Origin of the sequence: Streptomyces sp. Root431 (assembly GCF_001426585.1) — a bacterium.
Taxonomy (GTDB): domain Bacteria; phylum Actinomycetota; class Actinomycetes; order Streptomycetales; family Streptomycetaceae; genus Streptomyces; species Streptomyces stackebrandtii.
In genome coordinates, this window is record NZ_LMEI01000009.1 from 24,015 (window position 1) to 49,833 (window position 25,819).

Here is a 25,819-nt window from a genome sequence, read left to right on the forward strand (position 1 = left end):
CACCCCGGTCGCGTCCGCGGCAACCTGTGGACAACCCCCGGCCCGCGCGAGGCGGCGGATCCCTGGCTCAGCCCAGTACCAGCACCACCGCGAGGGCGACGAGCAGGGAGTCGATCCGGTCGAGGAGACCGCCGGAGCCGGGAAGCCACCGGCCGGCGTCCTTCGCCCGGGCGCCCCGCTTGACCATCGACTCCAGCAGGTCGCCGAGCGGGCCGCCGACGGCCACGGCCACCGCCGTCTGCCAGGTCAGGGACGAGAGCACGACGAGCGTGCCGAGCCCGGCCGCCGCCCCGGCCAGCGTGCCGCTCCACCGCTTGGCGGGCGACAGCGGGGAGAGCCGGGGGCCGCCGAACCGGCGGCCCGCCGCGTACGCGACGATGTCGGCGATCGACACGGCCACGAACAGGACGAGGCCGAGGGCGCCCAACGGCACGAGGCCGGCCAGGGCGCCCAGCCACACGAGCCCGAGCAGGCCCGCGCCGAGGCGGCGGAGCCCGTGCTCCGCGTCGCCCGACAGCAGGGGCACGCCGGCGATCACGAGCGCTCCGGCCGCCGCGACCCGGAGCATCTCCCCCGGGGCCAGCCAGGCGGTCAGGACGAGCCCGACGACCGCCGCACCGAGCACCGCCCGGTCCACCGGGCCCAGCCGTAGCAGCCCCCCGAACTCGGCCACCGCGATCACCCCGACCACGGCCGCGAGGACCGCGATCCCCGGCGGACCGAACCAGAACGCGGCCGTGACCAGGGGCACGCCGAGCGCCCAGACGCACCAGCGGACCATCAGCTCACGCCGCCGGGTCGCCGCCACCGCGATCCCTCCGGCCGCCAGGGCCCCGCCGAGGTACGGCACGAGGTCGGGGACGGTCGTCACCGGGAGACTCACAGGGAGATCCGCCCACCCGGAACGCCCGACGCCACCGCCGCCGACTCCGCGTCCAGCGCTTCCAAGGCGCTCCGGCACGCCGCCACGATCCGCGCGTTCTCCGCCGTGTCGCGGACGGCGACGCGGAAGGTCCGCCCCTCGTACGCCGGGGACATCGGCGACAGGTCCCGCAGGTACACGTCGTGGCGGCGGCACTCGCGCACCACCCGGGCCGCGCTCGGCCCGTCCGGCCGCAGGGTCACCGTGAGGAAGTTCGCCACTCCCTCGTCGACCGAGGCGAACCCGTCGAGCTCCGCGAGCCCGGCGGCGAGCTCCCGGCGCAGCATGGCGGTGCGCGCCCAGCGCTCCTCGTAGTACGCGGGGTCGCGCAGTGCCGTCACGGCGGCCAGCTGGGCCGGCAGGCTCACGGGCCACGGCGGCGTCCAGCGGCGGAGCTCTCCGGCCGTCGCCGGGTCGGCGACCAGGTAGGCGGCCCGCATGCCCGACAGCGCGTACATCTTCGACAGCGAGGTGCAGACCACGACCCGGGGGTCGGCCGCGGCGAGCCCGGCCAGGGAGTCCGCGGCGTCGACGTAGCCCAGGTACGCCTCGTCGATCCACCACCGGGTCCGCGCGGGCGAGGCCTCGATCACCGCACGCAGGGCGTCGGCGGGAGCGTGGCGGCCGGTGGGGTTGTTCGGGTTGACCACCACGACGAGGTCGTACTTCCCGCTCCGGGTCGCGGCGGCGAGCCGGGCCGGATCGAGGAGCCAGCCGTCCTCGCGGCTCAGCCGGAGCCGGTCGACCCGGCAGCCGATCACCCGCTCGGTGACGTGGGCGTACTCGCCGTAGCTCGGGTCGAGGAGGAGCACCCGGCTGCCCGGTGTCAGCCACCGGCCGAACGCCCGGAAGATCAGGTCGGACGAGCCCGCCCCGACGACCAGCGACTCCTCCGGCAGCCCGCGGACCGCGGCGATCTCCGCGAGCAGCCCTTCCGCGCCGGTCGGCGGCGAGGTCCGTGCCGCCCACCCCGGGTCCTCCGTCAGGACGGCGCGGACCGCCGGGGACGGCGGGTACCAGGCGTCCAGCACGTCGGCGGCGACCACCTCGTGACGGCGGGTCAGCGTCCGGAAGTCCGTTCCGATCGCCGAGAAGAAGGCGCCGCCGTGCTCGCAGCCGTCAGCGCGCGGTGCGAAGGGCACGTCCAGGCGCCAGTCGAGGGTCGCCCGCAGCCGCTCCAGGGTTCGGCCGTGCCGCTCCCCGACCGTCCTCGTCAGTTCGGCCACGGAGCCGTTCAGCACCTCGAAGGAGACGGCGCCCGAGCGGACCGTGCGCCCCACGGGCCGCAGCCCGGCGGCGAGGTACATGTCGAGCAGTTCCGTGCGGCCCATCGCCACCACCCGGCGGCCGCCGCGCGCCGCGACCCAGCGCAGCGCCGCGTACATGAGGAGGGGCGCGGCGGCGGTGGACCGCCAGCGCGGCTCGACGGTCAGGACGCGGATCTCGAAGGGCGCCTCCTCCGTCAGTTCCGGCAGTTCCTCGCGCGTCAGGTACTTGTCCAGCGAGTAGCGGCCCACCCACGGCGGGGTGAGGCTGACGAAGCCGATCCGCGTCTCTCCGCGCGCGGCCACGAGATACACGTTGTCGCCGTCGAGCCCGTCGCTCAGCCGCCCCGACGGGTCCACCGGGTGCTGGCCCAGCTCCTCCGCGTACACGCGGTGGCGCAGTTCGTGGATCCAGTCGAGATCCCGAGGCGTGGCGGTGCGCAGCTGTACGGCGTGGTCCATGTGTGTTCCCCCTGCGGATGGTTCGGCGTTCGCGCCTCAGCATGGAGGAGCGCTGTCGGCGGCACCTGAGTACGCGTACTCACCCGGGGATGAGGAGAACGCGCGCGCCGGGGCGGCGCCGTCCATCCGGCCGTAACCCCTCGGCCACCCGCGGCTGCGAGGCTCACGCCCGAACGAAAGTTGTCTGTACAACTTGGAGATCCTCTCATGTCACTCGCCTCCGCCTCCCCCCTCTGGCTGCGCGACAACTGCCCCTGCGCGGACTGCCGGGACCCCAGGAACGGCCAGAAACTGTTCCAGATCACCGAACTCCCCGGCGCGCTCGCCGTCGACGCCGTCCGCGACGCCCGCACCCCTGACGGCTCGCCCGCGCGCGAGGTCGTCTGGTCCCCCGACGGGCACCGCTCCGTCTATCCCGAGAGCTGGCTGGGCGACCACCTCCCCGGTGCCTCCGCCGCCCCCGGCGACGGCCGCACGGAGGACGACAAGGAGCTGTGGGCAGCGAGCCGCTTCGACGGCGGGCTGCCCGAGGCCGACTGGAACGCCTACCTCGGCGACCCGGCCGTCCGCGCCGCCGCCCTCGACTCCGTCCTGCGCCTCGGCTTCGTCCTGCTGCGCGGGGTCCCGGTCCGCGACCGTCACGTCCTCGACGTGGCAGGGACGTTCGGATACGTCCGCGAGACCAACTACGGCGAGCTCTTCGACGTGCGGGTCGAGGCCGACCCCAACAACCTCGCCTTCACGGGCGCCCGCATCACCCCGCACACCGACAACCCGTACCGCGACCCCGTCCCCACGCTCCAGTTGCTGCACTGCCTCGTCAACGCCGCCCAGGGCGGCGACTCGGGCCTCGTCGACGGCTTCCACGCCGCGGCCCTGCTGCGCGCCGAGGCACCGGAGGCGTACGAGATCCTCACGCGCGTCCCCGTCCCCTTCGCGTTCGCCGACGAGCGCACCGAACTCCGCGCCCACCGGCCGCTGATCGGCACCGATCCGGACGGACGCATCCGCGAGATCCGCTTCAACAACCGTTCCATCGGCACGCTGCGGCTGCCCGCCGACCGCCTCGACGCCTTCTACGCCGCCTACCGGCGCTTCGGCGAGCTGCTGCTGCGGCCGGAGCTCCAGCTGGACTTCCGGCTCGTGCCCGGCGACTGCCTGATCTTCGACAACACCCGTCTGCTGCACGCCCGGACGGCGTTCGCCGAGTCCGGCGACCGTCACCTCCAGGGTGCCTACGCCGACATCGACGGCCTCGCCTCCACCCTCGCCGTCCTGCGCCGGGAAGGGAGCACCCGGTGAACCCGCTCGACATCCTCGCCGGTCTCTTCGAGGGCGAGGGCAGCGCCGAGTACCTCGGCGAGGCCGTCACGCAGGCGGAGCACATGCTCCAGGCAGGCGCGCTCGCCGAGGCCGCGGGCGCCCCGCCGCACCTGGTCGCCGCCGCGCTCCTCCACGACGTCGGCCACTTCCAGGGCGCGGCCACCGGCCGCGACCTGATGGAGAACGGCACCGACAACCGGCACAGCCACACCGGAGCCGACTGGCTGGGCCGGTGGTTCGGGCCCGACGTCACCGAGCCCGTACGGCTGCACGTCGCCGCCAAGCGCTATCTGTGCGCCGTCGAGCCCGGCTACTTCGCCCTGCTCTCCGAGGCGTCCGTCCACACCCTGGCCGTGCAGGGCGGGCCGATGACCGAGGAGCAGGTGCGCGCCTTCGAGGCGCACCCGGGGGCCGCCGACGCCGTCGCCGTACGCCGCTGGGACGAGCAGGCGAAGGACCCCGACATGGACACCCCCGGCTTCGCCCACTTCCGGCCCCTGCTGGCCGGGCTGCTCACCAAGTGACGGACGGCGGGCGCCGGTTCAGGACCCGAGCCGGCGCCCCAGCGCGCTCGTCGCCGTCGAGCTCTGCATCGTGAAGGCCACCGTCCCGGGCAGGTAGCGGTCCTGGGACCACTCCACCGGGTTCCCGGCGGGGTCGGTGGAGTGGCGCCGCTCCCGCAGCAGCGAATCGCCGATCCGGCAGCCGAGCAGTTCCGCGTCGTCGGCGTCGGCGGGCACGAGGTCGATGGTGTGCCGCGCGTCGGAGAACAGCACGCCGTGCAGCTCCAGTTGCTCCGAGTGCGAGACCATGTCCGGCGGCATCCCGGCGACCAGTTCCCCGATCCGCTCCGGATACGTCGTGCGCTCCACCATCACCGGCGTGCCCGCGAGCGTCCGCAGCCGCCGCACCCGGTAGACGGGCGTGCCTTCCGTGACGCGCAGCTTCTCGGCCTCCTCCGCGTCCGCCGGGACGCGGTCGACGGCCACGATCCGGCCTCCGGGCTCCTCGCCGAGCGAGCGCGCCCAGCGGGTGAAGGAGCGGAGCTCGCCGAAGCTGTGCAGCCGGGGCCCGCCGAGCACCACCCGGCGCGAACCGCGGCGTGAGGTGATGAGTCCGTCGGTCCGCAGCGCGGCGAGCGCCTGGCGGACCGTCCCTCTGGACACGCCGTACCGGCGGGCCAGTTCGTCCTCGGCGGGCAGCTTGGCCCCCGAGCCGTACTCGCCCGCGGAGATGGCGGTCCGCAGATCGGCGGCGACCTTCAGATACAGCGGCGTCCTGGCCCGTCCCTCACTCACACTCACACGCCCACCCTGTCACGGCCCTGGCTCAACGGACCAGGGAGATCAACATCTCGGGGTCCACGTCGGCCAACGAGTCCGCGAGCGTGACGCCTTCGGTCCCGGCGAAGTCCGCGAGCGGTTCCGTCGACGGCACGGCGAGCACCCGGCAGCCGGCGGCGAGCGCGGAGGCGACTCCGGTCGGGCTGTCCTCGACGGCCACGCAGCGGGCCGGTTCGACGCCGAGCGCCACCGCGGCCGCCAGGTACGGGTCGGGCTCCGGCTTCGTGCGTACGGTGTCCTCGGCGCCGAACAGCGCGTCGAAGCGGTGCCCGTCCAGGGTGCCGGCGACCTGCGCGACGACCGCCCGGGGCGAGGCCGACACCAGGGCCGTCGGGACGCGGCGGGCGCGCAGCGCGGCGAGGAGCCGCAGGGCGCCCGGCCGGGGCACGGCGGCCACGTCGAGGCGTGCGGCGAAGTCGGCGCCCAGCTCGGCGGCGAGCTCCGCCGCCGGCGCGTCCAGGTGGGCCCGGAGCAGGGCGGCCGTGTCCTCCACGGAGCGCCCGGTGACCGCGGTGCGGTGTTCGGCGTCCAGGGTGCGGCCCCGGCGCGCGGCGGCGGCCTCGACCACGTCGAGCCAGACGCCCTCGGTGTCGACGAGTGTGCCGTCCATGTCGAAGAGGACGGCCTGGAGCCGGGTCATCGGGCACCGCCCGCTGCGGCGAGGACGACGGGCCGCTGCCGGGGCCGTACGGTGACGGCCGTGCCGGGTGTCAGCGCGGCGGCGGCGTGCGTCGGCACGTCGGCCTTGACGTCCGTGCCGTCCGCGAGGGCGACGCGCACGCGGGTGGTGGGGCCGTGGAACGCGGTGGCGACGATCCGGCCCGTACCGCCGTCCGCCGCCTCGATCTCCAGGGCCTCGGGGCGGACGAGCGCGGTGACCGGGCCGGAGCCCGCGGGGCCCTCGACCGGCAGCCGTACCCCGAGGACGTCGACCGTGCCGTCGCCGTCGGCACGGCCCGGGATCCGGTTCATCGTGCCGATGAACTCGGCGACGAAGTCCGTCGCGGGACGCTCGTACAGCTCGGTCGGCGAGGCGCACTGCTCCAGCCTGCCGCCGTTCATCACGGCGACCCGGTCGGCCATCGACAGCGCCTCTTCCTGGTCGTGGGTGACGAACACGGTGGTGATGCCGAGCTCCAGCTGGAGCCGGCGGATCTCCTCGCGCAGGGTCAGCCGCACGCGCGCGTCGAGCGCCGACAGCGGTTCGTCGAGGAGCAGGAGCCGGGGGCGGAGCGCGAGGGCGCGGGCGAGGGCGACGCGCTGCTGCTGGCCGCCGGAGAGCTGGTGCGGGAAGCGGTCGCCGTGGCCGGCGAGCCCGACGAGTTCGAGGAGTTCGGCGGCGCGCGCCCGTCGTTCGGCGGTGCGGACCTTGCGCATCCGCAGCCCGAAGGCGACGTTGTCGGCGGCGGTCAGGTGCGGGAAGAGGCTGTACGACTGGAACACCATGGCCGTGTCACGGCGTTCGGCGGCGACGGGCACGATGTCCTCGCCGTCGAGCAGGACTTGGCCCTCGTCGGGCTTCTCGAATCCGCCGAGGACGCGTAGCGCGGTCGTCTTGCCGCAGCCGGACGGGCCGAGCAGGGCGAGGAGTTCGCCGGGGGCGACGTCGAGGTCGAGGCCGTCGAGCGCGACGGCGGAGCCGAAGGACCGGCGCAGGCCACGGATGCTGAGGGCGGCGCCGGTGCGTACCGGCTGGTCGAGCACGGTCATCGGGAGGTCTTTCCTTGGGAAGCCGCGGGGACTTCGAACGTACGGGAGGAGCGCGGTGTCCGGCGGCGGTTTCCCACCGTCGTGAGGGCGAGGAGCAGCACCCAGGTCAGCAGCAGGCTGAGCAGCGAGACGGCCACGGAGAGGCGGGCGTCCGAGCCGGAGGCCTGCACCATCCAGACCGCGAAGGGCCGGAATCCGAGGAGCGAGGCGACCGTGAACTCGCCGAGCACCAGCGCGAGCGTCAGGAACGAGGCGTTCAGGAGGGTGCCCCGCAGATTGGGCAGCACGGCCGAGACGAGCGCCCGCGGCCAGGACGCCCCGCAGTCCCGCGCGGCCTCGACCAGGGTGCGCACGTCGACGGAGCGCAGCCCCGCGTCGAGCGCCCGGTAGACGAAGGGCAGCGCCATCACGGCGTAGGCGAGGACGAGGACGAGGGGGAAGTCCGGGTTCTGCACGGCCACGAACGTCTGGTAGAGCGGGGTCGTCGACAGCTTCTCGGGGCCCCAGCGCAGGACGGTGCCGAGCCCGGCGGTCAGCGCGACCGGCGGCACCACCAGCGGCAGGGTGCAGACGACCTCCAGGACCGGGCGCAGCCGGGGCGCGGAGAGCCGGGCCGCGACCGCCGCGGGGACGGTTATCAGAAGGACGAGTGCGACGGTCGCGGCGGCGAGCCCGAGCGAGAGCAGCAGGCTGCCGGTGAAGCCGGGCGCCGTGAAGATCCGGGTGTACGAGGAGAGGGTGACCCCCTGTCCGGGGATGTTCACGGTGAAGACGGTGGAGGCGAGCAGCGGCACCAGGAAGTAGATCCCGGCGAGCAGGAGGACGAGGGGGCGGCCTAGGCGAGCCATCTTGTGCTCCTTCGCTGGAGGGGGAGGTGGACGGCCATCACGAGGGCCGCGACGACGACCATGTCGAGGCTGAGCGCGAGGGCGACGTTCTCCTGGCCGACGAGGACGTTGCCGGAGAGCGCGTCGGCGATCTGGAGCGTCACGAGGGGTACGGAGCTGCCGACCATGGCGGCGGCCGTCGCGTAGGCGGCGAAGGCGCTGCCGAAGAGGAGCACGAACCCGCCGAGGAGGGACGGCAGGAGGACCGGGAGGCCGACGTGGCGCCAGTACTGCCGGGCGGAGGCGCCACAGTCGCGGGCGGCCTCCCGCCACTGGACGCGCAGCCCGTCGAGGGCGGGTGCCACGGTCAGGACCATGAGCGGCACCAGGAAGTACAGGTAGGTGAGGGCGAGGCCCCAGAAGCTGTAGAGCGACCAGCCGTGGTCGCCGAGGCCGAGACTGGTGGTGAGGACGCCGGCGTTGCCGAGGGTCGCGACGAACGCGAAGGCGAGCGGGACGCCGCCGAAGTTGGCGAGCACGCCGGAGGCGGTGAGCACGGCCTCGCGCAGGGCGCGGCCGCGCGAGGAGACGACGGCCTGGGCGAGGAGCAGCCCGAAGAGGGTGCCGCCGGCGGCGGTGAGCGCGGAGAGTTCGATGCTGCCGAGGAGGGCGGTGCGGTAGGCGCCGTCGACCGAGCGGCTGAGGTTGTCGAGGCCGTACGAGCCGTCGGCGAGGGTGAAGGCGCCGTCGGTCATGGCGAGCGCGGGCAGTCCGAAGGCGAGTCCGATGACGAGGAAGAGGGGCAGGGCGGCGAACAGGCCGCCGGGGAGCGGCAGGCGGCGGGCCCGGCGTGCGGGAGCGGTCTTCGCCGGGCGGCCCGTGGTGCCGTCGATCATGGGGGAACCGGCGGTACCGGCGGGCGGGGTGGCCTCGTGGGCGGCACCCGCCGGGGCCGGCCGCGCGTCGTGCGCGCGGACGGCCCCGGACGGGGCTGCGGAGGAGTGCGGAGTCATCGACGGGTCACCCGGAGACGGCCGCGGCCCAGCCCTGCGACAGGGTCTCCTTGGCCTTCGACGTCTGCTGCTCGGTGGGGAACTTCGGCGTGCCGGTGACCTTCGGGAGCGCCGCGGCGGCCGTCTTGTCGAGGGTGCCGTCGGCCTCCATGGCGGGCATGAGGACGGGCCGGGCGTAGCCCTTGAGCCACAGGTTCTGGCCCTCGGCGCTGTAGAGGTACTCCTGCCACAGGCGGGCGGCGGCCGGGTGCGGGGCGTCCTTGTTGACGGCCTGCGAGTAGTACTGGGCGTAGACGCCGTCGGTGGGGACGGCGACCTTCCAGTCGACGCCCTTCGAGGCGAACTGCTCGGCGTAGCCGGCGTTCAGGTAGTCCCAGTCGATGGAGATGGGCGTCTCGCCCTTCTCGACGGTGGCGGGGGTCGACTCGACCGGGTTGTAGTTGCCGTTCTTCTTCAGCTTGCCGAAGAAGTCGATGCCCGGCTTGATGTCGTCGAAGGAGCCGCCGTTGGCGAGGGCCGCCGCGTAGACGCCGCCGAAGGCGGAGCCCGACTTGGTGGGGTTGCCGTTGAGGGCGACCTGGCCCTTGTACGCGGGCTTGAGCAGGTCGGCGAAGGTCTGCGGGCAGACCTTGACGCGCTTGGCGTCGCAGCCGATGGAGACGTAGCCGCCGTAGTCGTTGAACCAGCGGCCCTCCGGGTCGCGCTGCGCCTCGGGGATGCCGGCGAAGGCGGCGACCTTGTACGGGGCGGTGAGGCCCTGTTCGCCGGCCGCCTGGGCGAAGGAGGCGCCGAGGTCGAGGACGTCGGGCGCGCGGTCCTGGCCCTTGCGGGACTTCACCGCGTTGATCTCGTCCTGGCTGGAGCCGTCGGGGTTCTCGACGTTCACCTTGATGCCGTACTTCGCGGTGAAGCCGTCGATGATCGCGCCGTAGTTCGCCCAGTCACGGGGGATGGCGATCGCGTTGAGCGTGCCCTCCTTCTTGGCGGCGGCGACCAGGGCGTCCATGCCGCCGGCGTCGGCGGCGGAGGCCGCGGTGGCGAGGTTCTTCCCGTCGGCGCCGGCGGCGTCCTTCGTGGGGGCGGCGCCACAGGCGGTGAGGGACAGGGCGGTCAGGCCGAGGGCGCCGGCGAGGATCGCGGCGCGGGCAGCGGAGGTCACGCGTACTCCATGGGGGAAGGGGCGAGGCCAAGCTGTATGAACAACTGTTGTCCATACAACTCCTGCATTACGGGGGGCCGCGATGTCCCGCCGGTGAACGCGGGGCGACGCCCGCCCTGCCATTCCCCGGCGGATCGGCGTGCCCGAGCACAGCCGACAACCAAGGGTTGTCGGTCGTGCTCGTTCGTTGTTGGATCACGGGGTGTCCGCCGGGGTTGCATCCTCCCCATGCAGAGACTGATGCCCACGGGAGAGGCGGCGCGCCCGGTCGCCTTCGCCGAGGTCCCCCAGGCCGAGCCCGAACCCCATGAAGCACTGATCAAGGTCGAGGCCTTCGCGCCGAACCGCGGCGAGACGTTTCTCCTCGAAGCGCCCCGGCCGGGGCTGCTGCCCGGCAAGGACGTCGCCGGTCTCGTCGTCCAGGAGGCGGCAGACGGCTCCGGCCCCGGCATCGGCACCCGTGTGGTCGGCCACCCGGCGCAGGGCGGCTGGGCCGAGTACGCCGCCGTGCCCACGCACTCGCTCGCGGTGCTCCCCGACGGCATCGATCTCGTACGGGCCGCTGCCCTGCCGCTGGCCGGGATCACCGCCCTGCGGCTGCTGCGTACGGCCGGCTCCCTGACCGGCCGGCGCGTGCTGCTCACGGGCGCCTCGGGCGGCGTCGGCCACTACGTCACCGAGCTGGCCGTCGGCGCGGGAGCCGACCTGACCGCGGTGACGGCCACGCCGGAGCGCGGCGCGCGGCTCGCGGAGCTGGGCGCGCGGGTGGTCCACGACGTCGCGGCGGCCCAGGGGCCGTTCGACGTCGTCCTGGAGTCCACGGGCGGGCCGGACCTGCCCCTCGCCCTGTCGAAGGTGCGCCCGGGCGGCACGCTCGTCTGGTTCGGCCAGGCGAGCCGCACCCCGGTGACGCTCGACTTCTTCCACCTCCTCGGCGGGCCCGAGCGCGTCACGATCCGGCACTTCCACTACGCCGGCGCCCCGTACGACTCCGACCTGTCGGCGCTGGTGCGCCTCGTGGAACAGGGCCGGCTGCACCCGGAGATCGGCCGCGTCGCCGACTGGGCCGAGACCGCCGACACCCTGGTCGACCTGCGAGAGCGCCGGATCCGCGGCAAGGCCGTCCTGCTCACCGGAGGAACACGATGAACCCCGCCGACTTCGCCGCCGCCCAGTGGACACGCGCCACCGGGGTGGGCATCGACCCGCACGAGTACCAGCGCGTCACCGCCGGCCTCGCCTCCGTCGCCGACTGGGGACCGTCCTTCCTGAGCACCGGACACGGCTACCTCCGGCGCGCGGAGCACGCCGACTCACCCGTCTCGGCGGGTGAACACCTCCTGATGGCGGCCCGCTGGTTCCACCTGGCCACCTTGGCGCCGTGCGCGGAATCGCCCCGGGCCGCCGCCGAGGCGGATGCCGCGCTGGGCCGGGCGCTCACCGTGCTGGAGCCCGGTGCGCGGCGGGTGAGCGGCGAGGGCTTCACCGGCTGGCTGCGCGGCCCCGCGGACGCGCCGGGGACGGTGGTCGTGGTCCCCGGCCTGGACTCGGCCAAGGAGGAGTTCCTCGATCTGGTGTCCGCGCTGCTGGCCAGAGGTCTCGCGGTCTTCGCGATGGACGGCCCGGGACAGGGCGTGCTCGCCGCCACCACCACCTTCGTGCCGGACTACGAGCGGGTCGTGGGCCGGGTCGTCGACGCGCTCGGCGTCGCCCGCGTCGGGCTCGTCGGCCTGAGCCTGGGCGGCTACTTCGCGGCCCGGGCCGCGGCGTTGGAGCCGCGCGTGGCGGCCGCCGCCACCGTCAGCGGCCCCTTCCGCCTCGACTGGGACGAACTCCCCCCGCCCGTACGGGACATCATGGCCGCGCGCGCCGGAGGAGCCGACGCCGCGCACGAGTTCGTACGGCACGTGGACCTGTCCGCCCTGGCGCCCCGCATCGCGGCCCCGCTCCTGGTCGTGGACGGCGGCGGGGACGTCATTCCCGGCGTGACGAACGGCGAACCCCTGGCCCGCCTGGCACCGCACGGCAGCTACCTGTCCGTCCCCCACGGCGACCACCTCCTCGGCAACGCCCGGCCCGACTGGCTGCCCCACCTCGCCGACCACCTCGCGCACACCCTGACGGGAGCACAGGCATGAACCGCTTCACCGCACCCTCCTGATCATCGACGGGACGGGCGGTGCCGGCCGGACACGACAGGGGCGCCGGTGGTCCCCTGGCAGGGGACCACCGGCGCCCACCGGTGCTACAGCAGGCCCGCGGCCTGGGTCAGGAGCTTCTCGTAGACCTCGGGGCGGTCCTCGTCGATGACGGGGAAGCCGACGCCGAAGTCGCCGTTGACCCAGCGCGCCCGGATGCCCGGGTTGGCGCTGTCCGTGCCGTCGTGCAGGAACACGTGCGGGCTGCAGTTGACCCGGCCGTCGCGCGCCGACTCGTACTGCGCCATGACCGCCGGGCGGGCGGTGCCGCCGTCGAAGGCCTCGGCGAGCGCCGCCACGTCCACCGCGCCCGTCTCCCCCGCCACGTCGAGGATCACGTGGCGCTGGGAGATGCACCGGCCCTCGGCCCAGAAGGCGCGGCGCAGCGCCCGGTCGAGCTGTTCACTGGCGTGCCAGCTCTGGGCCTTGGCGGCGTGGACCGCTTCCAGGGCCGGCAGGGTGGTCACCGGGTACGTCCAGTCCGGGCCCTGCCAGAGCCGCCAGCCGGCCTCGGGCTCCAGCGCGCCGAGGACGGAGATCTCCGAGTCCACCCCGGGGCGGGCGTTGACCTCGCGGTTGAACAGCTCCAGCGGGAACGCCCGCAGGTCGAACCAGACGCGCCCTTCGAGACCGAGCCGCCGCCGGGTCTCGTGCAGCCGGTGCACGGCGACGTGTGCGAAGGAGCAGTTCAGGTCGGTGTAGACGGCGATCGTGTCGGGTGCGGCGGGCAGCCTGGGGTCGTTCATGGTGTCTCCTCGACTCGGATCAGTCCCCACCAGCCCTCACTGACACCCCAGTGGAGGTTTCCGGTGCGGTACACATGGTCGCCCGGGTGCTGGGCGCGGAAGCGCACCGTCCGGGTGCTCCCGGAGGCCAGCGCGCCGATCGTCGACACGTACCAGCCGAGACCGGTTTCCGAGGCGTCCCACACCTGGCCGTGCACGGTGAAGCCCTGGTTGCGCATCCGGTGCGAGGCGACGGCCAGGTGGACGGCCACCTGGTCGCCGGCGCGCGCGGTGAGCAGCGGGGTCGGCGGCTCCGGGTCGGACAGCACCGGGTCCAGCGGGTGCAGGGCGGCGCTGCGGTAGTTGTACGCCTTCTGGCCCGCATCGTCGGGGCTGTCCGAGAACAGGTCGGTGACCGGCTGCGTCAGGTCCCCGTCGTGGTAGAGCCGCAGGCCGTCCTGGCTGACCAGGACGAGTTCCCGTACGGGCTCCGCGTCCGGCCTGCGGACCACGGCCCGCTCGCCGGTCCACCGCTCCAGGCCGGTGTCGGGGTCGTACGGGGTGGCGTCGGCCTCCTCCACGACCAGCACGCCGACCAGGCCGCGGCGCGGGTGGGAGATCACGTCCGCGTGGGAGCGCAGCAGCACCACGCCGGGCTCGGCCGCGTACCAGCGGTACGTGCGGGAGGCCCCCGGCTTGACCGTGGTGTCGGCGTTGCGGCCGACGTGGGCGCCGTCGTCGGTGCGCACGTCGAAGTCGAGCAGGGTGGGGTGCAGGGAGACGCGGCCGGATATCGTCCTGGCCCCGGCGTCGGCCTCGTTCATCAGCCGCGGGTCCAGCGGGCTGGCGGGCGGCGGCCCGTACAGCTCGTTGATCAGGGTGACGTCCACCCATTCGCCGGCCCGGCAGCGCAGGACCAGCGGCCCTTCCTCGGGGCCGCCGTCGCCGTCGGCCGTGAAGACGAGGCCGTACGGGTCGGTGCGCAGCGGGCTGTACTCGATGACCTCGGCGCGGGCCCGGACGGTGTGCCGGCGCACCCGGCGGCGTGCCGGGAGCGGCGGGGCGTCGGGGGTCCGGCCGGGCAGCGGCGGCAGGTCGGCCTGCGGACGGCCGTACAGCCGCAGCAGTCCCCAGCAGCCCAGCCACAGGTCGTTGGCGGCGCCGAACGACCACAGGTGGTCGCCGGGACCGAGGGTCGGGGCGAGGGCGAGTTCGGCGACGTTGGAGATGCCCAGGGTCTGCTGGTTGCGCCAGGCCGTGTCCTCGCGGCCGGCCCACTCGCGCCAGCGTGCGCCGGAGAGGGTGAAGCTGTGCTGGAGGTCGTGGGAGCCCTGGAGGACGTGGATCCGCAGGTCCTCGCCGGGGTAGCCGCGGAGCAGCGGGGTCCCGGGGTCGCCGTGGACGGCGCTGGAGAACCAGTGGGCCGGGTCGCCGCCCCGCTCGGACAGCGGCGCGCTGCGGTAGTTGACGCCCATCGAGCCCTGGTCGTCGGGGGCCCCGGGGAACGGCGGCGGGTTGATGGGTCCGCCGTGGTCGCCGTGTCCGTGCTTGACCATGGGGACGAAGTCCCCGATGGCCAGGACGATTTCGCGGTGGGCCTTGCCGTCGGCGGTCTTGATGACGGCCTGGGTGCCGCGCCGCAGTTCCCGCTCGTGGTCGTCGGGCGAGACCCAGACCGCACCCTCGGGCTGTGTCTGGAGCGCGCCGAACAGGCCGTGCCGCTGGCGGTAGTTGGCGAGCAGGTGGTCGTGGAAGAGGACGGTGCCGAAGTCCTCGTCCACGTACCAGCGGTACGTCCAGGAGTTGTACTGCCCGTTCGTCTCGGCGCCCTGGTCGGCGGTGGTGGTCGCCGACAGGTAGTTCCAGCCCACGGCGGAGCCGTCGGAGACGAGCGGGTCGTACTTGACGAGGTGGGTGTGGAGTCCGCACTCGGGCTGGAAGGGCAGCTTCGGGTCGAAGGCGGAGTCCTTCTGGGGGCCGGTCGGCAGGGAGTTGGTCAGGGTGAGTTCGAGCACCTCGCCCTTGTTGGCCCGGATGACCAGCGGCTCAAGGGTCCTTTCACCCTTGGCCAGTTGCCGCTTGAACTCTTCGAGGCCGCCCGCCTCCTCGATCTCCTCGGCGAGGACGTAGAAGTGGGCGTTGTGATCGTGCCAGGTCGCGGCGTGCTCGTCGGTCGGGTCGCCGTAGTAGTGCACGGTGCCGTTGGTGACGACCAGGTCGTAGCGCCGGACCGGCGCCCCGGGCGGGCCCACCTTGGTGAAGGCCTCGCCGGGCTGCGGGTCCTCGACGAACGCGGCGGCCTCCAGCGGGGTGGGCTCGCGGCCCATGCCCGGCGGCTGGAGCGGGGTCCGCGGCGGCCGGGGGTTCTTCTGCGGGAAGCGGGCCGCCTCGGCCAGGAACCCGGGGAAGCCGGGGCGTTCGGGCGTCGGGACCGGCGGGGCCTCGCGGTGCGGCAGGGGGACGAGCCGCTGGATCGGCCGGCCGTCGGGGTAGCCTCCGGTGCCGTTCTGGAGGGTGTCGAAGATCCGGAACATGCCCCACATGCCCATGTGGAAGTGGACGTACATGTGGCAGTGCCAGATGGAGTCGCCGACCGCGCCCTGCGTCGAGCCGAGGCCGCCGATCAGTTCGAGGGTCATGGCCTCCTGCGGGCCGATGCTGACGGAGTCGACGATCGGGGCGTTCTCGTCGTCGGCCCGCAGCCGCCACTGGTGCAGGTGGGTGTGGAAGACATGGGTGTCGCGCATGCCGCCGTGGACGAGCCGGATGACCGTCGGGTCGCCGGAGTAGCCGCGCAGGACGGGCGTGGACGGGTCGCCGAAGAGCCAGGAGCTGTGGTGCACCTCCTCGCCGAGCACCGCGTCCCGCACCGGGTCGATCCGGCCCTCCTCAAGGAGCTGCTGGTAGCGGTGCATCCGCCATTCCATCGGCTCGATGCGGTGGTTGACCGGGAGCATCGCCATGTTGAGCGGTGTCAGGTCGTCGATGGTGTCGGAGGTGCCGGGTCCGGCCGCCGGCGAGCCGGCGGCGGAAGCGGTGGGCCGGTAGATCCCGGCCGCCGCGGCGGTTGCCGCCTGCCCGGCGTCATGGCCTCCGCCGTGCCCGTGGCCGGGCATCGGCGGCGGGACCGCCGGGTTGTCGTTGCTCGGGTACTCCATCATGAAGATCACGAACTCGCGGAAGCTGCGGTCCGCCAGATGGATGTCCGCGTACAGGCCCGTGGCCAGCGGCCCTCCCGTCTCCGGGTCGGTCCAGGTGGCCTCGGGAGCCTCGACGACGACCGCGCCGACCATGCCGTGGCTCTGCGTCCCCTCGCCGCGGGCGTCGGACATGTCCCCGAAGTGGAAGACGCCCTCGTGCTCGCACACCCACTCGTAGACGCGGGTCTCGCCCGGCTGCACGCTGCTGTCCGGGTTGAGGCCCGCCGCGAGCCCGTCCATCGTGCGGACGTCGTACCGGACTCCCTGGAGGGTGATGCCGGCGGGCCGCGCGAGCTCGTTGGTCAGCCGGACCCGCAGCCGCTCGCCGCGCCGGACCCGCAGGACCAGCGGGCGGGCGAGCGGGTTGGGTCCCGGCACCAGCTCCGGGTGCTCCAGATAGCTGGGGAAGGGCACCGGCCAGGTGGCCTCGACCTCCCTGAGCTCCGGCGCGTCCGAAGCCAGTACGTACAGGGCGCCGTTGCGGTCGTGGTCGCCGAACTCGTTGTACGCGATGGGCACATGGAGCGCGACGACGTCGTACGTCCGCACCGGCCTGCCGTCTCCGTGGTGACGCTCGGCGGTTAATGCAGTGCTGCTGCTGTTCATGTTCTGCGGTACTCCCCCGTACTCGAATGCTTCTTCGCGGTGATCGGTCGTGCGGTGAACAGTCTTGCGCTGATCGGTCCCGTGGCGAACGGATTTCCGGCGATCAGCCGGCGGCGGGACCGGTGCTCTGGGCGAACCGGTCCACCACCCGGGAGCCGGAGAGGACCTGCCCCTCCCAGCTGTAGGTCTGGCCGAAGGGATTGCCGTCTCTGCCGCCCCGGCGGCTGAACGTCAGCGCGATCCGGTCGCCGCGCCGCACCCGCACCGGCCGCTCGACCGGCAGGTAGCAGTGCTTCCAGCTGTCGGACGTGGTGCGCCCCTCGATGTCGTCCCCGGAGATGTCGAGGGCGACGGAGTCCGAGAGCTCGGCGACGAAGTAGCCCTTGAACCCGGTGAACACCCCGTCACGCTGCACGGTGTACGCCAGCGGCACGCGGTACGAGGTCTCGGTGCCCGGCTCCGGGGCCGCCCCCGGCGCGTACCGCCGGATCAGCCGGGGCGAGGCGAGGTGACCCGCGAGCGGCAGGACGGTGTCGTAGTACAGCGAGAAGGGGTCCTGCGCGCCCCGGGCGGCGAGCAGGGCCGCGAAGGCCTCGGGGCCGCCCGCGTCCCGCGGCCCCTCGCCGGTCAGCTGCGCGTGGGCGGACTCGGCGGTCACCGGGACCAGGAAGCTGTCGACCAGGCTGGGCAGCATCGCACCGCCGGGCTTCAGGAAGCGCTCCCGGGCGTCGTCGAGGATCGCGGAGAAGTTCTCGTTGTCGGCGAGGTTCCCCATGATCTCGGAGATCACGATGTCCACCCGCTCCGGCAGTTCCAGGTCGAAGGAGAGCCCGGACAGCGGGATGAAGCGGTCGGCGAAGCCCGCCTCGGCGAGCCGCTCGGCCGCCGTGGCGAGCACCGTCTCGTTGAGGTCGATCCCGTAGACCCGGGCCGCCCCGGCCTCCAGGGCCCAGCGGGCCAGGATGCCGGTGCCGGTGCCGAGGTCGAGGACGACGTCCCCGGGGCGTACGGCCTCGGTGATCGCCGTCCGGAAGGCCGTCATCCGGAGGTCGTCCCCGAGCATCAGCTCGTGGAACTCCTCGCCCCATTCGAGCAGTTGCTCGGATGCGGGGAGCCAGACCTGCTCGGCGGCGTAGTAGCCGGGCCAGATGCCCGCCCGGTACACGGTCAGCGGGTCGTCGCCGGGGCCGCGGACGCGGCAGCCGGTCCTCAGGTCGAAGCTGCTGTGGTGGAGCGGACAACTGATGCGCAGGGTGGCGGCGTTCACGAAGCCGTGGGCGAGCCGCCCCTTGCGGTGCGGGCAGGAGGCGTCGACGACGAACTCCTGGCCGGCGGCGCGGACGCGCAGCCGGTCACCGGGAAGCTCCGTGAGGGACGGCAGCTCGGTGGCGGGATCGGGGCCTGTCATGCCGCCGCCCGGGCGCCGAGCTCCCTGGCCCGCGCGACGGCGACGTCGAAGGCGCCGCCGATCAGCCCGGAGAGCAGTCGGGCGCCGGTCCACAGCCGGGCCGGGTCGAGGCCGTGCGCCGCCTCGTACTCCTTGATCGCCAACTGCATCTCCTGCATGTGGAAGGTGTCGATGTGCAGGTGCTCGGTGTAGTAGCGGCCCTGCCGGATGCCGAGCCGCTCGCAGGCGCGGGCCTGGTGGGTGAAGGCGTCCGGGATGGACGCCTCCAGGTACGCGAGGGCGCCGAGGAAGTACTCGACGTGCGGGGCGCGCTGCGTCAGCCAGTAGAAGACGTTGAGGAACTGGAAGGTCTCGTCCCCGGTGGTGTCGAGGAAGCCCTCGGGTTCCTGCGGCAGGCCCAGCTCGGCCAGGAGCAGCCGGTAGAGCTGGGAGTGCGCCTGCTGGAGGTTGCCGCAGCCGAACTCGTCGATCAGGACCCGCATCACGGCCATCTGTGCCTTGATCGGTAGCCGGGGGACGGCCGGGAAGAAGTTCTGCGCCTCGGTGAGCCCGTCGAGCGCGAACTCCCTTACGACGAAGGTGAATTCCTCCCGGGTGGCGTGATCGGCGAGGTACTCGCCGGACGGGCTGCCCGCCCGCTCCTCCGCGAGGAGGCCGTCGAGGAGGCGCTGCCAGGCGGCCCGGTCGGGGACCGGTTCACCACTGGAGTCGAGGGAGTCCACGAGCGGGAGGAGCCAGCCCCGCTCGATCTCCTCGACCCGGGCGAGCAGGCGGGAGTCCAGGAGCGCGCGGTTGTGCCGGAACAGCTCGCGGTGCGGCGACTCGCCGCCGGCGTCCGGGCGCGCGGCCTGGGCGGTGTCCGTTGCCGTGCTCACGAAGACACCTCCCCGGTGTCCACGGTCCTGTCGGTCTCCAGTACGCCGCTGCGGTGCAGCGCCGCCTTGACCCAGCGGTACCAGTCGTCCTTCTCCAGGCCGTAGCGCGCACAGGCGGCGGTGAGGGCGGCTTCCGGATCCGCGAGTCGGCCGGCGAACAGATCGGCGCACAGGGCCGGTTCGACGTTGGCGAGCGCCACGACGTATCCGTCGACGGCTCCGGAGTCGAGCAGCAGGTGTTCGAGGCCGGCGAGGACGCGCGCGCCGGGCCGGGCCTCGACGAGGCGCCGGGTGAAGGCGGCGTCGCCGGAGGAGTCCTTGACGCCCACCACCGAGGGGAGCTCGCAGATCCGCAGCAGCGTGTCGAAGTCGGCGGAGTTTCCGGAGACTTCGGTGCCGTGGTAGACGACCACGGGCAGTCCGCTGTGCTCGGCGAGGTCCGCGAAGTGGCGGTAGATCTCGCCCTGGGTGACCCCCGCGCCGTACGGGCTGGTGGCGACGAGTCCGTGGGCGCCGAGGTCGGCCGCGACCCGGGCCCGTTCGAGTACCTGTTCCGTGGTGGGCCGCAGGACGCCGGCGAGGACGGGCAGTTCGCCCGCGTGCTTCACCGTGGCCCCGAGCATGGCCTCCCACTGGTGGTCCGTGAGCCACCGGCCCTCGCCGGTGCTGAGGTTCGGCAGCAGGGCGTCGACGTGCGGACGGAGGGTGTCGAGCAGTCGGGCGACTCCACTCTCGGAGACCTCGCCGGTCTCGGAGAGGGGCGTCACCAGGGCCGCTATCACTCCCTGGTTCATCTCAGACTCCCTCGATTGAGGCGCCGTGCCCTAAGGGCAGGCGCAGGGCGAGCGATGTGAGGTAGAGCCGCTCCAGCGGCTCGGGGAAGGACGGCTCCGGCTCGCCGGCGGGCCAGGCGGGCACGGCGCGGACGGGAAGCCCCTCGAAGGCGGCCGAGCGGGGGCCGGCGGTGTGCAGCAGCCCCTTGCGGTTGATCACCTGGCCAATCAACATCCGGTCGATGAAGGGAAGTTGCTGCGGTGTGTCCGAGTCGGAGAGGGCCAGCCGGACGTCCGCCCGGTCGTATCCCTCCCGGCTGATGTCCATGACCGTGTGGAGGTGGTCCATGAACGGGTAGTAGAGGTCCTGGAGTTCGCGCGAATAGCCCCAGATCACGTCGTCGCAGCGGCCGACCTGCTCCAGGCTCATCACGACGCGCCCTTCGAGGCGGCGCACGAAGAAGGCCTTGGCGGCGATGCGCAGACCTTCGTCGGCGCTGTGCATGCCGAGGAAGAGCGACGCGTCGATGAAGTCGTCGCGGGCGGCCTCCGCGCCTTCGACTCCGATGTGGTCAGCGGGCATGGCGGTCCAGCACCTCCCGCAGCCGCTTCATGGCGCCGGCGAACATCTGCGGCTCGCGCGCGAGGGCCATCCGGACGAAGGGCTCGCCGCGGCCCGGCTGGCTCCAGTAGAAGAACCGTCCGGGCAGGACGTACACGCCCACCTCCCGCAGTTCCCGCTGGAGTTCCGTCGCGGTCAGGTCCGGGTGCTGGATCCTGGCCCAGGCCACGCTGGTCTTCGCGATCGGCTCCTGGTATTCGAGGATCGTGCCCTGGAGGGCCTCCTTGACGGCCGCCCGGTTCACGTCGAGGACGTCACGGATCGAGGCGAGGCCGTCCGCCTCGGAGTTCTCCACGTACTGGGTCAGCATGTTGAGCACGAACGGCGAGACGTTCAGGAGCACGCTGGTGTGGAGGTTGTACACCTCCTCCTTGATGTCGTCGCTCGCCGTGAGCATGGCCGCCTTCGCGTCCTGCACGGGCCACGTCTTGCCGGTGTCCTCGATGGCCAGATAGCGCACCCCGGACTCCTCCAGCAGTTCGTATACGTCGAACCGCGCGAGCTCGGGGTCGTAGAGGGTGAAGGAGGCGAAGCAGAAGTCGATGATGAGCAGCTTGTTGTGGTCCTTGCAGAACCTCACGACCTCCTCGAAACCCTTGCGCCCGTGCTGCATCAGGCTGAACCCCGTGGGGTTGTTGGGGTCGACGAGGAACAGCGCGTCGGTGCGGACCCGGCGCTTGAGCTCCGCGTAGATCCGGTCGGGGTCGTGCAGCGCCGACTCCTCGACGGGGTACAGCGGTACGCCCATGTTCGACAGGACGTCGTGCAGGTTGTCGAAGCAGGGCTCGACGAGGGTCACGGCCATGCGCTGCTGCTTGAGGTACATCGCCACGACCATCGTGGAGATGGAGGCGGCGTACGACAGCAGGGTCTTCTTCTTCTCCAGCGCGGTGGGCTGGCGGTGGAGGCGGAAGAACGCCTCCATGAACCGCTGCTCGTAGGTGGCCTGGAGCCCCTCCTCCGCCTCGTACCACAGCTCGGGCAGCCGGGCGACGATCTTGTGCTGGGCCGCGGACTGGCGCTGGTGGGTGTGGGCGTCGGCGAGGTTGAACTCGGTGAGCAGGGCCTGGATCTCGTGCTGCGTGAGGTCGAGGAGTTCCTGGCTGCTCAGGGTCGTGCCGGCGTGCGCGGTCATGGTTCCTCCATGCGTACGGCATACGGGTGAGCGCGTGCGGGATTGCCGGCGTGGCGCGGGGCGCCACGGTTGTGCTCGTGCGCCGGGGGGCTGCTGCCGCAAGCCGCGGCCCCAGGGCACACGGAAGACCGTCACGGATGGACGGTGGGGGGACTACCTCTACGGGCAGGGGCCGAGGCGCTCATCGTCGGCTGCGATGCAATATCGGAAACCAGTTCCAGACATGTATCTCCCCCGTAAACGGACTGCGGTCCGATTGGGGGCGACTCTGCCACATGCTGCGGCGGCGGGACAAGCGATCCGGGGCAGGGCGGGTCGCGGCGACTCAGCGGCCATATGGGGGTTCCTGGCCGTAAACTGCGCAGACGCCGCCCGGCCCCCACCGGGACCCCCACGGAGCGTGAACCGAGAGGCCCCCAGGTGCAGCACGTGCCGCCGGACAGCTGTCCCCTCGCCGCCCCCGAGACGGCACCGGAGCGGTCGGACGCCGCGCGCAACCGGCTGCGCATCCTGGCCGCGGCCCAGGCGCTCTTCGACCGCCACGGGGTCGAGAGCGTGTCCATGGACCGCATCGCGGCCGAGGCCGGCGTGGGCAAAGGCACGCTGTTCCGGAGGTTCGGCAGCAAGGCGGGGCTCGCCGCCGCGCTGCTGGACACCCAGGACAGCCGGCTCCAGGAGCGCATCCTCTTCGGCCCGCCGCCGCTGGGCCCGGACGCCCCCGCCGCCGATCGCGTCGTGGCGTTCTTCGACGCGTACCTGGACCTCCTGGACGACAACCTGGAGCTCCTGAGGCTCTCCGAGACGGCCGCGCCCGGCGCCCGCTACCGGATAGGTTCGTACGGCTTCTGGCGCGTTCACCTCACCCTGATGCTGCGCGAGGCTTGTCCGGATCTCGACGCCGACTGCACGGCCCACCTGCTGCTCGCGCCCCTGGACTCCGACCTCCAGCACGCCCTGCGCCAGGGCCAGTTCCGCCCCGAGCGGATCCGGAGCACGCTGCTCACACTGGTGAATCGAGTCATCGGCCACTGACACGGCCGCACTACCGGGCAGGTCAGGGCAAGTCAGGGCAGGCCAGGGGCACTCCGGGGGGAGGCCCGGGTACGTCAGGACATGACGAAGGCACCTCGGTGCGGGGTACCACCGCACCGAGGCCCCTCGTCGAGCGGTCAGCTCTCCCGGATCGCCTCGAAGTCGAGGGACAGCTCGATCTCCTTGGAGACGAGGATGCCGCCGGTCTCCAGGACCATGTTCCAGGTCAGGCCCCAGTCCTCGCGGTTGACCTTGCCGTGGGCGGAGAAGACCGTACGGTCGTTGCCCCACGGGTCGCGCGCGTAGCCGAGGTAGTCCACCGCGAGCGTCACCGGGCGGGTGACGTCCTTGATGGTCAGGTCGCCGACGAGCGTGCCGGCCTTGCCGTCCCACGTCACCGAGGTGGAGACGAAGGTGGCCTTCGGGTACTTCTCCACGTCGAAGAGGTCCGCGGAGCGCAGGTGCTCGTCGCGCGTGGCGTCACCGCTGTCGACGCTGGCGACGTCGATGATCGCGGTGACCTTGCTGTCCTCGGGCCGCTCACCGATGACGAGAGTCGCGTCGACTCCGGTGAAACGCCCGCGGACCTTGGTCAGCATGAAGTGTCGCCCGACGAAGCCGACCTCGGTGTGACCCGGGTCGATCTTCCACGAGCCGGCGGCGGGCAGCTCCACGCCGTCGACGGTACGAGTGGGTGCGGTGGTCATGGGCCGTGCGCTCCTTCGGTCAGGCGACGGACTCGGTCGGCAGGCCGGCCTCGACCCAGTCGTCCTTGCCCTCGTAGTACTCGAACACGTTGGTGTAGCCCAGCTCGACGAGGCGGTCGGCCGCGATGCCCGAGTTGGGGCAGGGGCTGTTGGCGCAGTAGACGGCGATCTCCGCGTCCTTGTTCGGAAGCAGGCTCGGCGCCAGCGCGTCCACCTGGTCGTGCGGCAGGTTGAGCGCTCCCGGCAGGTGCTTGTCGTTGTAGTACTGCGCCGGCAGGGCCTCGAGCACCGTCACCAGGTTCTCGTCGATCTTCTTCTTCAGCTCGTCACGCGAGATCCGCTGAGCCATGGGTGGCCTCCCTCAATCATGAATAGTCCGTGCGTCTGCACACACTCTAATAGTCCGTGCGTGCGCACACAAGCTATACTTCTCGTCATGGTCATGAGAGAAGGTGAGTTCCGGGTCGAGGCATGGCGGGCCCTGCTGCTGGCCCACAACGCCGCGGTGCGCGCCATCGAGAGCGATGTGCAGCGCGACGGGCGCATCCCGCTCACCTGGTACGACGTGCTCCTGGAGCTCCGCGGGGCCGGCGAGCAGGGCCTGCGCATGCAGGAGGTCGCCGAGCGCGTGGTGCTCAGCAGGACCCGGGTGAGCCGGCTCGTCGACGAGATGGCCCGCTCCGGCCTGGTGACCAAGCAGCCCGACTCCACGGACAAGCGCGTGACCTGGGCGGTGATCACCGACGAGGGCCGCTCCGCCCTGCGCGCGACCGCGCCCGCCTACATGCGCGGCATCCGGGAGCACTTCGGCCGGTACCTCACGGACGAGGAGGCCACCGTGATCACGACGGCGCTCCTGCGCGTGGCGCACTCGGGCGACGACATCCAGTTGGGCTGAGGACGGTCGGGCGGACACCCCCGAGGTTTCGTCGGGGAGGCCCAGGAGACCCCTGCGGCCGATCGCGGCCCGGAACCTCATCGCCCTCACCCACCCGAACCGGCCCACCTGGCTGGCGACCGCCTCCTCGCGGCCGACGCCCGCGTCCACCGGTCCTACGCCATCGGCCTCACCTCGGCCGGGCCCAGGCTCCGGCTCCTCGTCCCGGACACGCGCACCCTCCGCAAAGGGGCGTGACCTGGTGCCGCATCAGGCGACGTTCGCCTCGCCATGGGAGACTGCTCCGTCGACTGGGGGAGAGTGTGGCCGTGGAGCCTGCCAACCGCGCGCTGACTGCGGACGTGATCGCGGCACTGCGGTACTGGCCCGGTGTCATATGGGCAGGTCAGAAGAATCCTCCGGACCCGGTGGACATGACCGTCATGCCGCCCTTCCTCAACGACGTGCTGCAGGACCTTCCGTGGTGGAACCGCGACTGGACGGTCGACCGCGTCCAGCCGGGATTCCCCACAGAGACCGGGGAGCACCTCTGTGATCCCGCCGTGAGGTTCACCGAGGTGTCGATCCCGGGAACGGTCGCTTCCGGCAACGGGGAGAGCCTGCCGTTCGTCGCGAAGGTCGGATTCACGGGCGACCGGCTCATCCGCTTCCAAGCCAAGATCGGTGACGTTGTCATCGGCCCGGCCGTTGCCTCTGCCGGGCAGCCGGAGCCGCATCCGTTCGGACGGATGCTCACCGGGTTGATGGACCTGCGCGGGATTCCGGTCAGAGACATGGCCAGGGCCGCCGGGCTGTCGTTGTCCACCATCCACATGCTCCGCCGCGGACTCAATCCGAACTTGTTGCATGCACGCCTGATCGCCGGGATCCTGGACATGTCCGAAGCGGACGTCAGAGTCATCGCCGGACTCGACGACGGCAGTACGCAGTAGGTGACAGGTGGCGGCGCACAATGCGGAGTTGGCGCTGCGCCAAGCGACGTCCGCCCTGGTGGCGACTTCGCGTAGGCGCTCGTCGGCGGCGTGTTCCGACCCGCTGGCAACGCTTCGTCGTCGGGTGCGGCGAGTAGTTGTCACACGGTGATCGCGATGCGGACGTTCCCCGGGTGCAGCGAGCGTAGGCAGCGGCAGAACTCCGGGAACTTCGACCGGTTCTTGCTCTTCTTGATGTGGCCGTAGACCTGGTCCTTGGCGAGGTCGTAGGCGGCGAACAGGTGCCGCACCCCGAGCGATCGTGTGTAGGTGGCCCGCCGCCGGGCTCTGGGTCCGCGGTCGGGGTCCCTACCTCTGCCACCGCGTTCGGCCCACTGCCGGCCGGGCTTCGGGTGACGCGAGTCGAAGCTGTCGGCGTTGAAGTTGTGGATCACGTCGCGGACCCGGTCCGCGCTGGTGAACGTGACCTCGGCGATCTTCGCCGCGGGCATCCGCTGGGCGGACAGCAGCACCATCTGGGATCGCCGCCAGGTCACTAACGACCCGGTGCCCGGCGGACGATCCGTAGCAGTCGCCTGCCCTCGTCGTCATCGATCTCACGGACCTGCACGCGTTGAGCCACTTGATCATTCTGATGGTCCGATGCCGCCCGGCACAGCACCCGGGCGGCACGTCACGACGGGG

At 72.5% G+C, this 25,819-nt stretch carries 24 protein-coding genes and 1 pseudogene; 7 read left to right on the plus strand and 18 right to left on the minus strand.

Going from position 1 to position 25,819, the window contains the following annotated elements:
* Nucleotides 1–67: 67 nt before the first annotated feature.
* Together ASC82_RS13610 and ASC82_RS13615 are read right to left on the minus strand one after the other, a co-directional pair.
* A complete protein-coding gene (locus ASC82_RS13610; protein ID WP_199862552.1) occupies nt 68–871 on the minus strand; it encodes a phosphatidate cytidylyltransferase in 804 nt (267 codons plus the stop codon).
* A gap of 8 nt (nt 872–879) precedes the next feature.
* On the minus strand, nt 880–2,649 hold the full coding sequence (locus tag ASC82_RS13615) for a histidinol-phosphate aminotransferase family protein (protein WP_056646670.1): 1,770 nt from the start codon (nt 2,647–2,649) through the stop codon (nt 880–882).
* Nucleotides 2,650–2,856: 207 nt separating this feature from the next.
* Between ASC82_RS13615 and ASC82_RS13620 the strand changes: the two genes are divergently transcribed.
* Together ASC82_RS13620 and ASC82_RS31055 are read left to right on the plus strand one after the other, a co-directional pair.
* A complete protein-coding gene (locus tag ASC82_RS13620; protein WP_242427645.1) occupies nt 2,857–3,951 on the plus strand; it encodes a TauD/TfdA family dioxygenase in 1,095 nt (364 codons plus the stop codon).
* On the plus strand, nt 3,948–4,496 hold the full coding sequence (locus tag ASC82_RS31055) for a phosphonate degradation HD-domain oxygenase (protein WP_056646673.1): 549 nt from the start codon (nt 3,948–3,950) through the stop codon (nt 4,494–4,496). Before ASC82_RS13620 ends, ASC82_RS31055 begins: the two co-directional genes overlap by 4 nt.
* Nucleotides 4,497–4,514: 18 nt before the next feature.
* Here the strand turns inward: ASC82_RS31055 and ASC82_RS13630 are convergent, their stop codons facing one another.
* The 6 genes from ASC82_RS13630 to ASC82_RS13655 form a co-directional block, all read right to left on the minus strand.
* Complete coding sequence (locus tag ASC82_RS13630) at nt 4,515–5,276, minus strand: GntR family transcriptional regulator (RefSeq protein WP_056646676.1); 762 nt, start codon at nt 5,274–5,276, stop codon at nt 4,515–4,517.
* A gap of 25 nt (nt 5,277–5,301) precedes the next feature.
* On the minus strand, nt 5,302–5,955 hold the full coding sequence (locus tag ASC82_RS13635) for an HAD family phosphatase (RefSeq protein WP_056646679.1): 654 nt from the start codon (nt 5,953–5,955) through the stop codon (nt 5,302–5,304).
* Nucleotides 5,952–7,025 carry an ABC transporter ATP-binding protein gene (locus tag ASC82_RS13640; protein WP_056646681.1) on the minus strand — a complete coding sequence of 358 codons (1,074 nt, stop codon included), beginning with the start codon at nt 7,023–7,025 and terminating at the stop codon, nt 5,952–5,954. The genes ASC82_RS13635 and ASC82_RS13640 overlap by 4 nt, the downstream gene beginning before the upstream one ends.
* On the minus strand, nt 7,022–7,873 hold the full coding sequence (locus ASC82_RS13645) for an ABC transporter permease subunit (protein ID WP_056646683.1): 852 nt from the start codon (nt 7,871–7,873) through the stop codon (nt 7,022–7,024). The genes ASC82_RS13640 and ASC82_RS13645 overlap by 4 nt, the downstream gene beginning before the upstream one ends.
* Nucleotides 7,861–8,748: an ABC transporter permease subunit gene (locus tag ASC82_RS13650; protein ID WP_056648498.1), complete on the minus strand. Its 888-nt coding sequence runs from the start codon at nt 8,746–8,748 to the stop codon at nt 7,861–7,863. The genes ASC82_RS13645 and ASC82_RS13650 overlap by 13 nt, the downstream gene beginning before the upstream one ends.
* Nucleotides 8,749–8,872: 124 nt before the next feature.
* A complete protein-coding gene (locus ASC82_RS13655) occupies nt 8,873–10,024 on the minus strand; it encodes an extracellular solute-binding protein (RefSeq protein ID WP_056646685.1) in 1,152 nt (383 codons plus the stop codon).
* 228 nt (nt 10,025–10,252) lie between these two features.
* Here ASC82_RS13655 and ASC82_RS13660 point away from each other — a divergent pair, with 228 nt between their 5' ends.
* Together ASC82_RS13660 and ASC82_RS13665 are read left to right on the plus strand one after the other, a co-directional pair.
* Nucleotides 10,253–11,173, plus strand: a complete 921-nt coding sequence (locus ASC82_RS13660) for a zinc-binding dehydrogenase (protein WP_056646687.1) — start codon at nt 10,253–10,255, stop codon at nt 11,171–11,173.
* On the plus strand, nt 11,170–12,162 hold the full coding sequence (locus ASC82_RS13665) for an alpha/beta hydrolase (RefSeq protein WP_056646689.1): 993 nt from the start codon (nt 11,170–11,172) through the stop codon (nt 12,160–12,162). Before ASC82_RS13660 ends, ASC82_RS13665 begins: the two co-directional genes overlap by 4 nt.
* A gap of 107 nt (nt 12,163–12,269) precedes the next feature.
* Here ASC82_RS13665 and ASC82_RS13670 read toward each other — a convergent pair whose 3' ends face one another.
* The 7 genes from ASC82_RS13670 to ASC82_RS13700 all read right to left on the minus strand — a co-directional run bounded on the left by ASC82_RS13670 (nt 12,270) and on the right by ASC82_RS13700 (nt 21,566).
* Nucleotides 12,270–12,968, minus strand: coding sequence for a DsbA family protein (locus tag ASC82_RS13670; protein WP_056646694.1), 699 nt, complete (start codon nt 12,966–12,968; stop codon nt 12,270–12,272).
* Complete coding sequence (locus ASC82_RS13675; RefSeq protein ID WP_056646696.1) at nt 12,965–16,753, minus strand: multicopper oxidase domain-containing protein; 3,789 nt, start codon at nt 16,751–16,753, stop codon at nt 12,965–12,967. The genes ASC82_RS13670 and ASC82_RS13675 overlap by 4 nt, the downstream gene beginning before the upstream one ends.
* Before the next feature lie 103 nt (nt 16,754–16,856).
* Nucleotides 16,857–18,161: a methyltransferase domain-containing protein gene (locus tag ASC82_RS13680; protein WP_242427646.1), complete on the minus strand. Its 1,305-nt coding sequence runs from the start codon at nt 18,159–18,161 to the stop codon at nt 16,857–16,859.
* Nucleotides 18,158–19,036 carry an iron-containing redox enzyme family protein gene (locus ASC82_RS13685; RefSeq protein ID WP_056646699.1) on the minus strand — a complete coding sequence of 293 codons (879 nt, stop codon included), beginning with the start codon at nt 19,034–19,036 and terminating at the stop codon, nt 18,158–18,160. The genes ASC82_RS13680 and ASC82_RS13685 overlap by 4 nt, the downstream gene beginning before the upstream one ends.
* Complete coding sequence (locus tag ASC82_RS13690; protein WP_056646702.1) at nt 19,033–19,830, minus strand: dihydrodipicolinate synthase family protein; 798 nt, start codon at nt 19,828–19,830, stop codon at nt 19,033–19,035. The genes ASC82_RS13685 and ASC82_RS13690 overlap by 4 nt, the downstream gene beginning before the upstream one ends.
* Nucleotide 19,831: 1 nt before the next feature.
* Complete coding sequence (locus tag ASC82_RS13695; RefSeq protein WP_056646705.1) at nt 19,832–20,392, minus strand: DUF6190 family protein; 561 nt, start codon at nt 20,390–20,392, stop codon at nt 19,832–19,834.
* Nucleotides 20,382–21,566, minus strand: coding sequence for a pyridoxal phosphate-dependent aminotransferase (locus tag ASC82_RS13700; RefSeq protein ID WP_056646708.1), 1,185 nt, complete (start codon nt 21,564–21,566; stop codon nt 20,382–20,384). The genes ASC82_RS13695 and ASC82_RS13700 overlap by 11 nt, the downstream gene beginning before the upstream one ends.
* A gap of 429 nt (nt 21,567–21,995) precedes the next feature.
* Between ASC82_RS13700 and ASC82_RS13705 the strand changes: the two genes are divergently transcribed.
* Nucleotides 21,996–22,598 (plus strand): TetR/AcrR family transcriptional regulator, encoded by a 603-nt coding sequence (locus tag ASC82_RS13705; RefSeq protein ID WP_056648502.1) that lies wholly within the window; start codon nt 21,996–21,998, stop codon nt 22,596–22,598.
* A 137-nt stretch (nt 22,599–22,735) separates the two neighbouring features.
* Here ASC82_RS13705 and ASC82_RS13710 read toward each other — a convergent pair whose 3' ends face one another.
* Entirely contained in the window at nt 22,736–23,305 is a 570-nt protein-coding gene (locus ASC82_RS13710) for a YceI family protein (protein WP_056646711.1), read from the minus strand.
* A gap of 19 nt (nt 23,306–23,324) precedes the next feature.
* Nucleotides 23,325–23,654 (minus strand): rhodanese-like domain-containing protein, encoded by a 330-nt coding sequence (locus ASC82_RS13715; RefSeq protein WP_056646713.1) that lies wholly within the window; start codon nt 23,652–23,654, stop codon nt 23,325–23,327.
* Between the two features lie 87 nt (nt 23,655–23,741).
* Between ASC82_RS13715 and ASC82_RS13720 the strand changes: the two genes are divergently transcribed.
* Both ASC82_RS13720 and ASC82_RS13725 read left to right on the plus strand, forming a co-directional pair.
* Nucleotides 23,742–24,203, plus strand: a complete 462-nt coding sequence (locus ASC82_RS13720) for a MarR family transcriptional regulator (RefSeq protein WP_056646715.1) — start codon at nt 23,742–23,744, stop codon at nt 24,201–24,203.
* 308 nt (nt 24,204–24,511) lie between these two features.
* On the plus strand, nt 24,512–25,135 hold the full coding sequence (locus tag ASC82_RS13725; protein ID WP_056646722.1) for a helix-turn-helix transcriptional regulator: 624 nt from the start codon (nt 24,512–24,514) through the stop codon (nt 25,133–25,135).
* Between the two features lie 91 nt (nt 25,136–25,226).
* Here ASC82_RS13725 and ASC82_RS30620 read toward each other — a convergent pair.
* A pseudogene (locus ASC82_RS30620) lies at nt 25,227–25,757 on the minus strand (IS630 family transposase); the annotation flags it as partial.
* Between the last annotated feature and the right edge of the window lie 62 nt (nt 25,758–25,819).